The following is a 13,966-nucleotide window of genomic DNA, read 5'->3' on the forward strand; positions in this document are numbered from 1 at the left end:
CCTTGGCTCTTCCGCTTTTTTCTATACTTCCATAATGATTGGTAAAATCATTGGTCTGCGCTTTGTCTTTTCATAAAGGAAAGGTGCAAGTGTATCAGTAATCTCATTCTTAATTTCAGACCATTGGCTCGTTTTTCGTTCCATTACTTTATTTAAGTGTTTGGTGATCAGGTTCTGAGCGTCATTAATTAAATCGCCTGATTCCCTCATGTAGACAAATCCTCGGGAAATAAGGTCAGGGCCTGATGAAATTTTAAATTCTTTCATATTGATACTAACTACTACCACGACTAAGCCTTCTTCTGAAAGAATACGGCGATCCCTTAAAACAATATTGCCGATGTCGCCTACACCACTTCCATCAATATAGACGGAACCGGAAGGGATTTTTCCAGCAACTTGTGCTGTACTGTCAGATAAAGCCAGTACTTCACCATTGTCCATAATAAAACAATTTTCTTCCTCAACCCCACAATCAATCGCAAGCTTGGCATGCATTTTTTGCATCCGATATTCACCGTGAATGGGCATAAAGAATTTAGGCTTAATCAAGCGCAGCATTAATTTTTGTTCTTCTTGTCCACCGTGTCCAGAAGTATGGATATTGCTTAACTTACCGTGGATTACTTCAGCCCCGGCGCGGTATAACATATTTATAGTCCTACTTACGCTAATAGTATTCCCGGGAATCGGAGAGGACGAGAAGACCACAGTATCACCAGGGATAATTTGAATTTGTCTGTGGGTTCCATTTGCAATCCTCGATAAGGCCGCCATTGGTTCGCCCTGACTGCCTGTACAAAGTATTGTCACTTTATCGGCAGGTAATCGGTTAATTTGATTGGATTCTATAAATGTTTCTTTAGGGGCAACAATATAGCCTAATTCAAGCCCGATATTAATAGCTGCTTCCATGCTGCGGCCAAACACAGCAACCTTTCTTCCATTCACAACTGCTGCTTCTACTACTTGCTGTAGTCTGTGAATGTTTGATGCAAAAGTTGCAAAGATAATCCGGCCATCCACTTTTCTGAAAATGTCATGGATGCTTTCACCCACACGGCGCTCGGACATTGTGAAATCAGGAATTTCACTGTTTGTGCTATCCGATAGCAGGCATAGAACCCCTTCCTTACCTATTTCAGCCATTTTGGTTAAATTAGCTGGTTCACCTACGGGGGTAAAATCAAATTTAAAATCACCTGTATGGACGATTTGTCCTGGAGGGGTTTTTACAACAATACCATAGGAATCAGGAATACTGTGGGTGGTACGGAAAAACGTTACGGATGTTTTGCGGAACTTAATGATATCGTCTTCTTTAATTTCAATCAGTTTAGCATTTCGTAATAATCCGTGCTCTTCTAATTTATTTTTAATTAACCCAAGGGCAAGTTTGCCGCCATAGATCGGAATATTTATTTCACGAAGTAAATAAGGGATACCGCCAATGTGGTCTTCGTGTCCGTGGGTTACAAATAATCCTTTGATTTTTTCTTCGTTTTTAACTAAATAAGTGTAATCAGGGATAACATAATCGATCCCTAATAATTCATCCTCCGGGAATTTAATGCCGGCATCGATTAATATAATTTCATCTTGGAACTGAACTGCATAGGTATTTTTGCCTATTTCCCCTAAACCACCCAAGGCAAAAACAGCAGTTTGATCATTTTTTACAAATTTCATAAATTATCCAATCTCCAATACTTTAAAGTCTTCATTTTGTTGTTCGTATTCTAAATAAGCTCCGTTAACTTCTTGTACATGTTCCACATTATAACCGCGGTCGGCGATTTTTTTTCGTACATCTCTTACCGATTCACCTTCAACAAAAATAGTTTTAGTGTTTTCTCTAACGGGAACTTCTGTAACTTTTTCTTGATAATACACTTTAAATATCATGACAAATTCGCTCCTTATTGAATCATAACTTTTTCTATTATATAAAATATTTTCATCTTTTTCATTTATTTTCTTTGGGGACGCCGTGGACTATATATGAAAAGTATGTAAATTTAATGCGTATTACTACAATTTACAATAATGAAGGAGCCCTTCGCAAGTTTGAAGGGCCCTTTAAAAAATTTAGGCAATAGATTTTTTTCTAAGTAAATCGTTCCACTGTTTTAAGAGCTTCTTTCTTAGCTTCTTTAACATAGTGGATCATCTCCTTACCTTTATTTTATACGAACCTTGTCCAAAGTAAAGCAGGCTATGGCAGATAATTGAAATTTTTTTACTGTTGATATTTTTTTACTATTATTATATGAGTAAAATAGGTATTCTTTCATGGTATAAGATGGAAGAATAGTGAACAAAAAAACACTGGCCTAATGAAAAGGCCAGTGTCCTATCTTTCGATGGAGATTGCTCCTTCGATTGGTTTATAAGGATCCTTTTTATCGATATAGTCATAAAACATGATGCCATTAAGGTGGTCAATTTCATGCTGGAAACACATTGCCGGCAGACCCTTTAGACGAAGTTTAACTTCTTCTCCCTCAAGAGTCACTCCTTTTACAGTAATCCGAGCATACCTTGGAACATATCCAGGAATGGCTTCGTCCACTGACAAGCAGCCCTCTCCGGATTGAAGGTAGGCCTTCTCAACCGAATGACTGACGATTTTGGGGTTAAATAATGCATAGCTGTATAAAGTTCCTTTATCGTCTGTGAGATGTACAGCAATCATCCTTTTTGACACATTTATTTGTGGAGCAGCTAAACCAATCCCCGGACGAAGGCTATATTTTGCGGCAATTTCACTGTTTTGACTGTTTATTACGTATTCTAAAAGACTGGCTAAGGTTTTTTTATCCTCTTCGGATGGCGGCAAAACTACCTCCGCTGCCACTTTCCGAAGGGTTGGATGCCCGTCTCGAATGATATCCTCCATTGTTAACATGAACATTTCACTCCTATAGTTCCATAAAGTTAAGTCACTAATTAGTCTATCAAACAATAGACAAAAAGTTAATAAGTGTTTACTTTTGTAATTTTGCCCGACTTTCGGTGTTTTGGATATTGTCAAACAAACTTTATACAGATATAGTAGGAATTGCAATAATAAGGAGGTTTGAACTTGTTAGTCAAAGGAAGAAGCAGCATTCTTTTAATTGTCACGGCTATTATTTTTATTTTATCAGGATGTGCAGAAAAAAAGACCACGGTAGAAAAAATGTATGATGTATTGGAAAATGTTGTTAATAAAGAAAAGGTTTTTGAGGAACAGCAAGAACCGTTAGTTACTTTAGAAAAACAAGAAAAAGAAGTATATGACCAAATTATAAAACAAGGTATGAAGGAATATGATCAGATTGTCAAACTCTCAGATGAAGCTCTCGCCTTAGCAGATAAACGAAAAGACCGTCTAGAGAAAGAAACGACAAGCCTAAATGAATCAGAGCAAGAATTTTCAAAAGTTACTGAACTAAAAGGGCAATTAGAAGAACCTGCACTAAAGGAACTAGCTAATGACCTTACTACTATAATGATGAAAAGATATGAAGCACATAGAGAACTGTATAAGCAATACTCTTTGGCTCTTCAATATGATAAAGAATTATATCAAATGTTTAAAAATAAAAATCTGCCTCTAGAAGATTTAGAAGCCCAAATCAATAAGCTAAATGAATCTTATAAAAAGGTATACGCTGCAAATGAGCAGTTTAATAAATATACGGAACAATATAATGAAAAAAAACTTTCCTTTTATAAAAAGGCAGGACTAAAAACGAAGTAAGATTTTAAATCGGCTGACTAACAGCCGATTTTTTCTATATTATAACAAGTGTCTAAAATGTGACATTATATATAACAGTTAGCGTAATTTAGTGATACAGTTATTTAAGAAAATGGATTTTAAGGATAAGTTATTTTTGTAAAAAATAATAAAACTTAGTATTTGACGATATAAAGTAAAAGTTGTAAACTCAGAAGTGTGATAAAAGTTGTACTAATGATGTTACATAAAATAGTGATACAGAATATTGTATTATGGAAGTTGAACTTTTCGTTTTTATCTTACCTTTTCTGTGAAACACTAGTTCATAGTATGTATCCATCCAATTCAGGCCTCAAATCTTATGTAATATCAATCAGATGACCAATTACAAGTTGCTTTCAACTTATGTTTAATCGCAATTTTTGGGTAATCTAAAATAGTGGATTTAATTTTTTAAAAAAAGGCCCCTAAAATAGAAAGGAAGAGATGACACAATGGCTTCTAAACTTAAGAATGCCCAGCTTGATGCCAAGAAAGCACTCGAAGCTGTAGAAGAACAATTCCAAACGCTTCAAATCCTTAATGAACAAGGTGAGGTTGTGAATGAGGCAGCAATGCCTAACCTAACTGACGAACAGCTTCAAGAATTAATGCGTCGCATGGTCTACACTAGAATCTTAGACCAGCGTTCCATTTCTTTGAATCGTCAAGGAAGATTAGGTTTTTATGCGCCAACAGCAGGACAAGAAGCATCCCAGCTTGCCTCTCAATTTGCGCTTGAAACAGAAGACTTTATCTTACCTGGATACCGTGATGTACCGCAAATCGTTTGGCACGGGTTACCTTTATCACAAGCCTTTTTATGGTCTAGAGGACATTTTGAGGGTATGAATATCCCTGAAGGTGTTAACGTACTTCATCCACAAATTATCATTGGTGCTCAATATGTGCAAACTGCCGGGGTTGCCCTTGGAATGAAAAAGCGTGGAACAAAAGCTGTTGCGATTACCTATACAGGTGATGGTGGGACATCGCAAGGGGATTTCTATGAAGGAATTAACTTTGCAGGTGCTTATAAAGCTCCAGCAATCTTTGTTATCCAAAATAACCAGTTTGCCATTTCTACTCCACGTGAAAAGCAAACTGCTGCAAAAACATTAGCACAGAAGGCTGTGGCAGCAGGTATTCCTGGTATCGTGGTAGATGGTATGGATCCGTTAGCAGTATATGCTGCAACACGCGAAGCACGTGAGCGTGCGGTTAATGGTGAAGGACCTACACTTATTGAAACGTTAACTTACCGTTATGGCCCACATACCATGGCAGGGGATGACCCAACTCGTTACCGTACAGCAGATCTTGATAATGAGTGGGAAAAGAAAGATCCACTTGTACGTTTCCGTAAGTTCCTTGAGAACAAAGGGCTATGGAGTGAAGAAAAAGAAACTGCAGTAATTGAACAGGCAAAAGAAGACATTAAAGAAGCGCTTAAACAAGCTGATGCTGCACCAAAACAAAAAGTGACAGACTTAATGTCTATTATGTATGAAGAAATGCCGCAAACTTTAAAAGAACAATATGAACTATATAAAGAAAAGGAGTCGAAGTAAGCCATGGCTCAAATGACTATGATTCAAGCAATAACAGATGCATTACGTACGGAACTGCGAAATGATCCGAATGTGTTAGTTTTCGGGGAAGATGTTGGCGTAAACGGTGGTGTATTCCGTGCAACTGAAGGGCTGCACCAGGAATTTGGCGAAGATCGTGTGTTTGACACGCCTCTAGCTGAATCAGGGATTGGCGGTTTAGCAGTAGGTCTAAGCTTACAAGGCTTCCGTCCAGTACCGGAAATTCAATTTTTTGGATTTGTGTTTGAAGTAATGGATTCCATTGCTGGTCAATTAGCTCGTCAACGCTATCGTTCAGGTGGAAGATATAGTGCTCCGGTTACAATCCGCTCACCATTTGGTGGAGGAGTTCATACTCCAGATATGCACGCGGACAGCTTAGAAGGACTTATGGCTCAAACTCCAGGAGTAAAGGTAGTTATTCCTGCCACTCCTTATGATGCAAAAGGGCTGCTTATTTCAGCAATTCGTGACAATGACCCGGTTATTTTCCTTGAGCATATGAAACTATACCGTTCATTCCGTCAAGAGGTTCCAGAAGAGGAATATACTATTCCACTAGGAAAAGCTGAAGTTAAGCGTGAAGGAACAGATGTATCCATTATTACTTACGGTGCCATGGTACATGAATCTTTAAAAGCTGCGGAAGAACTAGAAAAAGAAGGCTTTTCTGCAGAGGTTATTGACCTGCGTACTGTAAGCCCAATTGATATTGAGACCATTATTGCGTCTGTAGAGAAAACTGGACGTGCAATCGTCGTTCAAGAAGCACAAAAACAAGCAGGTGTTGCAGCTAATGTTGTCGCTGAAATTAATGATCGTGCTATTCTTAGTTTAGAAGCGCCTGTTTTACGTGTTGCTGCACCAGATACAGTATTCCCATTCCCACAAGCTGAATCAGTTTGGCTTCCAAATTATAAGGACGTTATGGAGACAGCTAAAAAAGTACTAACTTTCTAAAAATTGCAGGTTGAGCTGAAAGATAAATAACATAGATAACATAATAATTGGGAAAAGAATCATCTTTTCCCAACTCTAAAGTGAATCGTTCAAAATACATGAAAAATAGGAGATGAATCTCTGTGTCATTTCAATTTAAAATGCCTGATATCGGTGAAGGTATTCACGAAGGTGAAATCGTCAAATGGTTTGTAAAGCCAGGTGATAAGGTCCAAGAAGATGATGTCCTATGTGAAATCCAAAATGATAAAGCTGTAGTTGAAATTCCATCCCCAGTAGAGGGTACTGTTCAAGAAGTGTTAGTTGGAGAAGGAACGGTAGCAACAGTTGGTCAAGTTCTAGTTACATTTGATGCTCCAGGATATGAAAACTTACAATTTAAAGGCGATGATCATGCCGAGGAAGCTCCAAAACAAGCTGAGGCTCCAGCGGCAGTAGAACAAGAAGCGGCAGCTCCAGCAGCTCAAGGTGAAGTGGACCCAAATCGTCGTATTATTGCTATGCCTTCTGTCCGTAAATATGCGCGTGAAAAAGGTGTGGAAATTCGTTTAGTAACAGGTTCTGGGGATAACGGCCGTGTACTAAAGACTGATATTGATGCGTTCGTAAACGGCGGTGCAGCTGCTCCTGCTGCAGATGTAACAGTCCCTGCGGCTGACGAAGCTAAGACAGAAGCACCAAAAGCTGCTGCCCCAATTCCACAAGGTGAATATCCAGAAACGCGTGAAAAAATGAGCGGTATCCGTAAAGCAATTGCAAAAGCAATGGTAAACTCTAAGCACACTGCTCCACACGTAACCTTAATGGATGAAATTGATGTAACTAAGCTTGTAGCACACCGTAAGAAGTTCAAAGAAGTGGCTGCTGCTAAAGGCATTAAGCTTACATTCTTACCATATATCGTAAAAGCATTAACTAGCGCATTAAGAGAATTCCCTGTATTAAATACATCTCTTGACGATGCAACTAGTGAAATTATCCATAAGCATTATTACAACATTGGTATCGCTGCTGATACTGAAAAAGGTCTTTTAGTTCCTGTAGTTAAAGATGCTGACCGTAAATCTGTATTTACAATTTCTAATGAAATTAACGAATTAGCTGGTAAAGCACGTGATGGTAAACTTGCTCCAAATGAAATGAAGGGTGCATCTTGCACAATTTCTAACATTGGATCTGCAGGCGGACAATGGTTCACTCCTGTTATTAACCACCCAGAAGTAGCGATCTTAGGTGTAGGCCGCATTGCCGAGAAGCCAATCGTCCGAAACGGTGAAATTGTTGCTGCACCAGTATTAGCATTATCTTTAAGCTTTGACCACCGCATGATTGATGGTGCGACTGCTCAAAATGCAATGAATCATATTAAACGTTTATTAAACGATCCAGAACTATTGTTAATGGAGGCGTAAGAAAATGGTAGTTGGAGATTTCCCAATTGAAACAGATACTATAGTCATCGGTGCGGGTCCTGGAGGATATGTAGCAGCAATCCGTGCCGCTCAATTAGGACAAAAAGTAACAATCGTTGAAAAGGAATATGTTGGCGGCGTTTGTTTAAATGTAGGCTGTATCCCTTCTAAAGCATTAATTGCTGCTGGACATCGTTATGAAACAGCGGTTCACTCCGAATCATTCGGAATTACAGCTGAAAACGTAAAAGTTGATTTTTCTAAGGTTCAGGACTTTAAAGCTGGAATCGTTAAAAAATTAACAGGCGGTGTTGAAGGTCTTTTAAAAGGAAATAAAGTAAACATTGTTCGTGGTGAAGCATTCTTTGTTGATGCGAATACACTTCGTGTAATGGATGAAAATTCCGCACAAACTTATACATTTAAAAATGCAATTATTGCAACTGGTTCTCGTCCAATTGAATTGCCAACTTTTAAATATACAAAACGTGTTTTAAATTCTACAGGTGCCTTGAATTTAAATGAAGTTCCTGAAAAAATCGTTGTAATCGGCGGCGGTGTTATTGGGATTGAGCTTGGCGGCGCTTATGCAAACTTTGGCAGCCAAGTAACTGTCTTAGAAGGTGCAGACGAAATTTTAGGTCTTGGTGTATTTGATAAGCAAATGGCTTCACTTGTTAAGCGAACTATGCAAAAGAGAGGCGCAGAATTCTTTACAAATGCATTGGCTAAAGGTGTAGAAGAATCTGAAAATGGTGTAGTGGTTACATTTGAAGTAAAAGGCGAAGAGAAGAAAATTGAAGCTGACTATGTATTCGTCATGGTTGGACGCCGTCCAAACACAGATGAAATGGGCTTAGAACAGGCTGGAGTTAAATTAACCGAACGTGGATTAATTGAAATTGACAAGCAATGCCGTACTAATGTTAGCAATATTTATGCAATTGGTGATGTTGTGGCAGGTCCTCAATTAGCACATAAGGCGTCTTATGAAGCAAAAATTGCTGCAGAAGCCATTTCAGGTCATCCATCAGAAATCGATTACCTCGGTATTCCTGCGGTTGTATTTTCAGATCCTGAATTAGCTTCTGTTGGCTATACGGAAGCACAAGCGAAAGAAGAAGGAATTAAGGTTAAAGCTGCGAAATTCCCATTCGCTGCAAATGGCCGTGCATTATCATTAGACAGCAGTGAAGGATTCATGAAATTAATCACTCGTGCAGAAGATGGTGTAGTTATTGGTGCTCAAATTGCTGGAGCAAGTGCTTCTGATATGATCGCTGAATTAGGCTTAGCAATTGAGACAGGGATGACAGCAGAAGATTTAGCACTTACGATCCATGCTCACCCAACTCTTGGAGAAATTACCATGGAAGCTGCTGAAGTTGTTCTTGGAACTCCAATTCATATTATTAAGTAATTTATATTTAAAGTCCTTTCCTAATTTGGGAAAGGACTTTATTTAGTAAGCTCGAATTATTTAGTAGACAATAAATAAAAAGGGAAGGATGATTCGAAAAGAATCCGGAAAGTATCTCTAACTGCCCAGGAAGGAACATATATTTATAACACTAGCTAATGTCTTTGCTCTTCTTGAAAAGATCAATGTATTTTGCGTGGTGATAAAAAATGAAGGTCTATCTTGTTGTCATATTACAATTTATTATTTGGAGCGGCTATACATTAATTGAATGGCTTTCAAAGCATGATCAACTCATTTATAAGGTGATAATGTTTTTTGTTTTTTTTTACTTAGCTTATATGCTGGGAAATTACGTAACCAAATCTCGCAGAAAAACATTATTTATTACTGCTCTAAGCTTGGTAATCTATACCTCGATTCATTATACTCTGGCTCTCTTTGTACATTAAAAAAGCCCCCATGTATTAGGAGCCTTTTCTGTGTTATTTTCTTGGATAATAGTACATGACTCTGTCATTAAAAAGGTGGAGCTCTCCTTGCAGTTTTTTGGCAAGGAACTTGCAAAATTCATTCGCTTTTCCTTTATCACCGTGTGTCGATTGTTCCGGTAATGTAACTTGTATGTATTGCTGCTCTCTTTCTGTGTTATCTTCCTCTATTACGGTTTCCTTATCAACGCCAATTAAAATGGCATAGTAGCGTTCGTTGTCAGAATGCAAATAAAATGCTTTTCCTTTACTTCCTTCTGTTTCTTTAATGTCATATGGAAATGCCGATTCCCCATACTGCCAGTTCAATTGGTTGCCCGTTTTAGCAGTTATATCTTTATAGTAATGAAATAATTCTTTTACTTCTTCGATTGTGATTGTTTGTTTAACAGATGAGGGCACGAGTTTAATAAATGCATTTACAGCCATCACCATTCCCCCTTTTTCGTTCATTTTCTATGTCAATTCTATTCTAGCACTGATTAAAAAGTACTGACAACATTAATTACATTAAAATAAATGATCAATTGTTCTATATATTTTAAAAAGAGTAATAAATGTTCAAAAAGGTCATTTATTATAAAAAATTTAATTAATGTGACATACAATTTAAACTTGAAAAGTTCAATGTGATATATTATTATTAAGTTAAGGATATTAGAAAGCGCTTTAAGATGATTATCATTCAATAAGAAAAGGGGATGGAACAAATGGGTACTCTTGTATGCCAAACATGTAATTCAACTATTGATCACTTTGAAGATGAAAAAGTTACCGTGCTCTATTCTAAATGTAATTGCTGCGAAGATCACAAACACGACGACGAACTATAATAGGATAAAATAAAAAGGATTCCTTTTCTGGAATCCTATTTTTTATCGCTTCTATTGAATTGCTTTATATTCTTTTATCACACGGATTGTTTTAATTTCATCATCCTCAGGACCTTGAACAGGCAAGCCGGCTTCAAGATTTTCACGAATGTAATGGAGATTTTCTTTTGTGATAATTTCGCCTGGAATGAAAATTGGAATCCCAGGAGGATATACCATAATAAATTCAGCTATAATCCTGCCTTCAGATTCTTCAATCGGAACAACCTCTGTTTCTGCATAAAAGGCATCTCTTGGTGTTAAAGCAAGAACCGGAATTTCAGGCAGGAGAACTTCTAATGGTTTAATCTGCCCAACACGATGCTCACATTCGCTTGCAAGCTCTTTTAAAGCATTCACTAAAAGATCTCCTTCAGCTTCCGTATCTCCTAGTGAGATGATGCACAGAATGTTATAAAGGTCTGATAGTTCAACCTCAATATTATGTTTTTCTCTTAGCCATTTTTCTACTTCATAGCCGGACAGGCCTAAATTTTTAACCGAAATAATGAGTTTAGTCGGGTCGAAATCAAAAGTCGCTTTAGAACCAAGGATCTCCTCACCAACACAATAAATGTGGTCGATTTCATTAATTCTTTTCCGAATAGATTGGGATAACCTTATGGTTTTGTCAATTAACTCTTTGCCCTTTGTTGCAAGCTGCTTACGTGCTACATCCAATGAAGCAAGCAGCAAATACGATGTTGATGTAGTAGTAAGCATGCTTAAAATGGATTGAACGTGCTTTGCCGAAACAAGTCCTTCTCTTACATTAAGGATAGAACTCTGGGTCATGGAGCCACCTAATTTATGAACACTAGTCGCTGCCATGTCTGCTCCTGCCTGCATAGCTGAAAGTGGCAGCTGATCATGGAAATGGATATGGACACCATGGGCTTCATCGACAAGTACGGGAACATGATGTGAGTGTGCAATTTCAACAATTTTCTTTAGGTCTGCGGAAATCCCGAAGTAAGTAGGATTAATCACTAAAATCGCTTTAGCATCAGGGTGCTGAGTTAAGGCTTTTTCCACTGAATCAGTTGTAATGCCATGTGAGATACCCAAGTCTTTATCAATTTCGGGATGAATAAAGACTGGAATGGCCCCAGAAAAAACAATTGCTGACATAATGGATTTGTGAACATTTCTTGGGACAATAATTTTATCGTCAGGTCCGCAAACCGCCATAATCATCGCAATAATTGCGCCGCTGGTTCCCTGAACGGAAAAAAAGGTACGATCCGCACCAAAGGCTTCTGCCGCTAAATCTTGGGCTTGTTTGATGATCCCCTTTGGCTGATGTAAATCATCAAGAGGACCGATATTGATTAGGTCTATGGACAAAGCATTATCACCAATAAATTGGCGGAATTCTGTATCCATTCCAGCGCCTTTTTTATGGCCGGGAATGTGGAATTGAATTGGGTTTTTTTTAGCATGTGCTACTAAACCGCTAAATAACGGTGTTTGTTCTTGTGACAATGGTAAATACACCTCTTTATAAAAATGCTCGGAATATTCGTCAGTATTCGACATAAAACAAAAGAATTATATCATTATTCCTTTGTATTTTAAAGGATATATATATAACTTTACTGATAAATTTTAACTATCGTTAGTTTCCCTTAAAGAAAGGAAAATTAACCCGTAAAGACGAATTAACATTTAATAAACGTGAAGGAGGGGTTCAATTGAAATGGAATACACGTATTACTGACCTATTACACATCCAGTTTCCGATTATCCAAGGGGGATTGGCATACTTAGCTTATTCAGAGTTAGCTGCTGCTGTATCAAACGCAGGGGGGCTTGGTCAAATTACTGCGATGTCACTTGCCACACCTGAATTGCTGAGAGCTGAGATTAGAAAAGTTAAGCAATTAACGGATAAGCCATTTGGGGTGAATTTTGCCATTGGACAGCAAGGAAGACCGTTTTCAGATTATCTTCAGGTTGCCATCGATGAAAGAGTTCCAGTTGTTTCCATGACTGGCGGAAATCCAACACCTATCTTTGAACAATTAAAGGGGACAGATATTAAAACCCTTGTACTCGTAGCTGCAAGGAGACAGGCAATAAAGGCCGAGGAGCTGGGAGCCGATGCGGTTATGGTTGTTGGCCAGGAAGGCGGTGGCCATCTGGGCAGGGACGATACCGGTACGTTTGTTTTAATACCACAAGTAGTAGATGCTGTCTCGATCCCTGTGATTGCGTCGGGAGGAATAGGGGATGGAAGGGGATTAATGGCTGCTCTAAGTTTAGGGGCAGAAGGGATTGAAATGGGGACTAGATTTATCGCAACAAAGGATTGTGTACACGCGCATGAAGTCTACAAACGAGCGTTAGTAGAAGGAACTGAATGTGATACAGTCGTCATCAAAAGAACCCTAGGAGCACCTGGTAGAGCCATTGCTAACAATTGGACAGAAAGAATCCTAGAGATTGAGAAGAATCATGGTGATTATCAACAGCTCAAAGACTTTATTAGTGGAAATGCCAATAAACGGTACATATACGATGGAGAAAATGCAGGGGGTTTTGCCTGGGCAGGGCAGGTTATGGGCCTCATAAAAGATGTACCAACTGTCGCTGAGCTCTTTACCCGGATGGTAAATGAGGCTGAACAAATTCGTGCAAAATGGGGAGAATAGAGGTATCATACACAATAGCATAGTAAAGCAGGTGAATGGATGGAATATCAGTACCCCATTGATTACAGTTGGTCGACGGAAGAAATTGTCGATGTGATTAAATTTTTTGAATCCATTGAGAGGGCTTATGAAAAAGGGATTGAACGAGATGAGGTCATGATGGCCTATCGTCGATTCAAAGAGATTGTTCCGAGCAAAGCAGAGGAAAAAACGCTTTGTGGAGAATTCGAAGAAATAAGTGGATATTCTTCTTATCGGACTATTAAAAAAGCAAAAGAGGCCTCTGCTGGAGATAAAATTATCATGAAATAAAGAAGAAAACTCCCGTCGCTGATGTCGGGAGTTTTCTTCTTTATTTCATATTTTGAGCAATTTTATATAGTGGTGCAACTCTGGTAAACACTTCGTCAATTTGTGTTAATAAACCCTCAGCCCCTAATTCGATCACTTTTTTCCCGTTCAATAATATAACCACATAATAATTCAGCCTTTTTAATGGTCTTCAATCGCTCGAATTGAGCAAGTAAATTCGCTTTAGTTAATTGCTAATGTTTAATTGACAGCAAACCAACTAAACAAATGAGTATTCCATAATCCAATTTGGAAATGTGGGGCATTTTATAGCCCGGGGATTATTGGCAAAAGCTACCCATGTATGCTTTGTTCACAAAATACGATAGCCATAAACCTTGATTAGAACATAAAAAGAAGGTCGGTTACTGCGCCTTCTTTCTCCGATAGACTTTATAGATTGTTGCTATTTATATTTTTTCTATTCCAGGGGATATTATTCTTGATG

At 38.2% G+C, this 13,966-nt stretch carries 14 protein-coding genes; 8 read left to right on the top strand and 6 right to left on the bottom strand.

The window, feature by feature from the left end:
- Window positions 1-21: 21 nt before the first annotated feature.
- The 3 genes from rnjA to def all read right to left on the bottom strand — a co-directional run bounded on the left by rnjA (window position 22) and on the right by def (window position 2,908).
- On the bottom strand, window positions 22-1,689 hold the full coding sequence (gene rnjA / locus J7E81_RS02835; protein ID WP_215040618.1) for a ribonuclease J1: 1,668 nt from the start codon (window positions 1,687-1,689) through the stop codon (window positions 22-24).
- Between the two features lie 3 nt (window positions 1,690-1,692).
- Window positions 1,693-1,905: a DNA-dependent RNA polymerase subunit epsilon gene (locus J7E81_RS02840; RefSeq protein WP_215040619.1), complete on the bottom strand. Its 213-nt coding sequence runs from the start codon at window positions 1,903-1,905 to the stop codon at window positions 1,693-1,695.
- Window positions 1,906-2,353: 448 nt separating this feature from the next.
- A complete protein-coding gene (gene def, locus J7E81_RS02845) occupies window positions 2,354-2,908 on the bottom strand; it encodes a peptide deformylase (protein WP_215040620.1) in 555 nt (184 codons plus the stop codon).
- A 177-nt stretch (window positions 2,909-3,085) separates the two neighbouring features.
- Here def and J7E81_RS02850 point away from each other — a divergent pair, with 177 nt between their 5' ends.
- The 5 genes from J7E81_RS02850 (at window position 3,086) to lpdA (ending at window position 9,150) form a co-directional block, all read left to right on the top strand.
- Window positions 3,086-3,745, top strand: a complete 660-nt coding sequence (locus J7E81_RS02850; protein WP_251028407.1) for a YkyA family protein — start codon at window positions 3,086-3,088, stop codon at window positions 3,743-3,745.
- 476 nt (window positions 3,746-4,221) lie between these two features.
- Entirely contained in the window at window positions 4,222-5,337 is a 1,116-nt protein-coding gene (gene pdhA / locus J7E81_RS02855; RefSeq protein ID WP_215040621.1) for a pyruvate dehydrogenase (acetyl-transferring) E1 component subunit alpha, read from the top strand.
- Between the two features lie 3 nt (window positions 5,338-5,340).
- The gene (locus J7E81_RS02860; protein WP_215040622.1) at window positions 5,341-6,318 is read left to right on the top strand and encodes an alpha-ketoacid dehydrogenase subunit beta; all 978 of its coding nucleotides are present in this window, start codon (window positions 5,341-5,343) and stop codon (window positions 6,316-6,318) included.
- A gap of 122 nt (window positions 6,319-6,440) precedes the next feature.
- On the top strand, window positions 6,441-7,730 hold the full coding sequence (locus tag J7E81_RS02865) for a dihydrolipoamide acetyltransferase family protein (RefSeq protein ID WP_215040623.1): 1,290 nt from the start codon (window positions 6,441-6,443) through the stop codon (window positions 7,728-7,730).
- A 4-nt stretch (window positions 7,731-7,734) separates the two neighbouring features.
- Window positions 7,735-9,150, top strand: coding sequence for a dihydrolipoyl dehydrogenase (gene lpdA, locus J7E81_RS02870; protein WP_215040624.1), 1,416 nt, complete (start codon window positions 7,735-7,737; stop codon window positions 9,148-9,150).
- A gap of 485 nt (window positions 9,151-9,635) precedes the next feature.
- Here lpdA and J7E81_RS02875 read toward each other — a convergent pair whose 3' ends face one another.
- Window positions 9,636-10,070: a DUF1885 family protein gene (locus J7E81_RS02875; protein ID WP_215040625.1), complete on the bottom strand. Its 435-nt coding sequence runs from the start codon at window positions 10,068-10,070 to the stop codon at window positions 9,636-9,638.
- 281 nt (window positions 10,071-10,351) lie between these two features.
- Between J7E81_RS02875 and J7E81_RS02880 the strand changes: the two genes are divergently transcribed.
- The gene (locus tag J7E81_RS02880; protein ID WP_215040626.1) at window positions 10,352-10,474 is read left to right on the top strand and encodes a GapA-binding peptide SR1P; all 123 of its coding nucleotides are present in this window, start codon (window positions 10,352-10,354) and stop codon (window positions 10,472-10,474) included.
- Window positions 10,475-10,525: 51 nt separating this feature from the next.
- Here J7E81_RS02880 and J7E81_RS02885 read toward each other — a convergent pair whose 3' ends face one another.
- The gene (locus J7E81_RS02885; RefSeq protein WP_215040627.1) at window positions 10,526-11,998 is read right to left on the bottom strand and encodes an aminotransferase class I/II-fold pyridoxal phosphate-dependent enzyme; all 1,473 of its coding nucleotides are present in this window, start codon (window positions 11,996-11,998) and stop codon (window positions 10,526-10,528) included.
- A 209-nt stretch (window positions 11,999-12,207) separates the two neighbouring features.
- On the opposite strand from J7E81_RS02885, the gene J7E81_RS02890 reads away from it, so the two are divergent.
- Together J7E81_RS02890 and J7E81_RS02895 are read left to right on the top strand one after the other, a co-directional pair.
- Window positions 12,208-13,167 carry an NAD(P)H-dependent flavin oxidoreductase gene (locus tag J7E81_RS02890; protein WP_215040628.1) on the top strand — a complete coding sequence of 320 codons (960 nt, stop codon included), beginning with the start codon at window positions 12,208-12,210 and terminating at the stop codon, window positions 13,165-13,167.
- Window positions 13,168-13,206: 39 nt separating this feature from the next.
- On the top strand, window positions 13,207-13,479 hold the full coding sequence (locus J7E81_RS02895) for a UPF0223 family protein (protein WP_215040629.1): 273 nt from the start codon (window positions 13,207-13,209) through the stop codon (window positions 13,477-13,479).
- 240 nt (window positions 13,480-13,719) lie between these two features.
- Here the strand turns inward: J7E81_RS02895 and J7E81_RS31235 are convergent, their stop codons facing one another.
- Window positions 13,720-13,767 carry a hypothetical protein gene (locus J7E81_RS31235; protein ID WP_374103986.1) on the bottom strand — a complete coding sequence of 16 codons (48 nt, stop codon included), beginning with the start codon at window positions 13,765-13,767 and terminating at the stop codon, window positions 13,720-13,722.
- Window positions 13,768-13,966: the final 199 nt, after the last annotated feature.

It is taken from the genome of Bacillus sp. ISL-18 (genome assembly GCF_018613415.1).
In the GTDB taxonomy this organism is placed as follows: Bacteria; Bacillota; Bacilli; order Bacillales; family Cytobacillaceae; genus Neobacillus.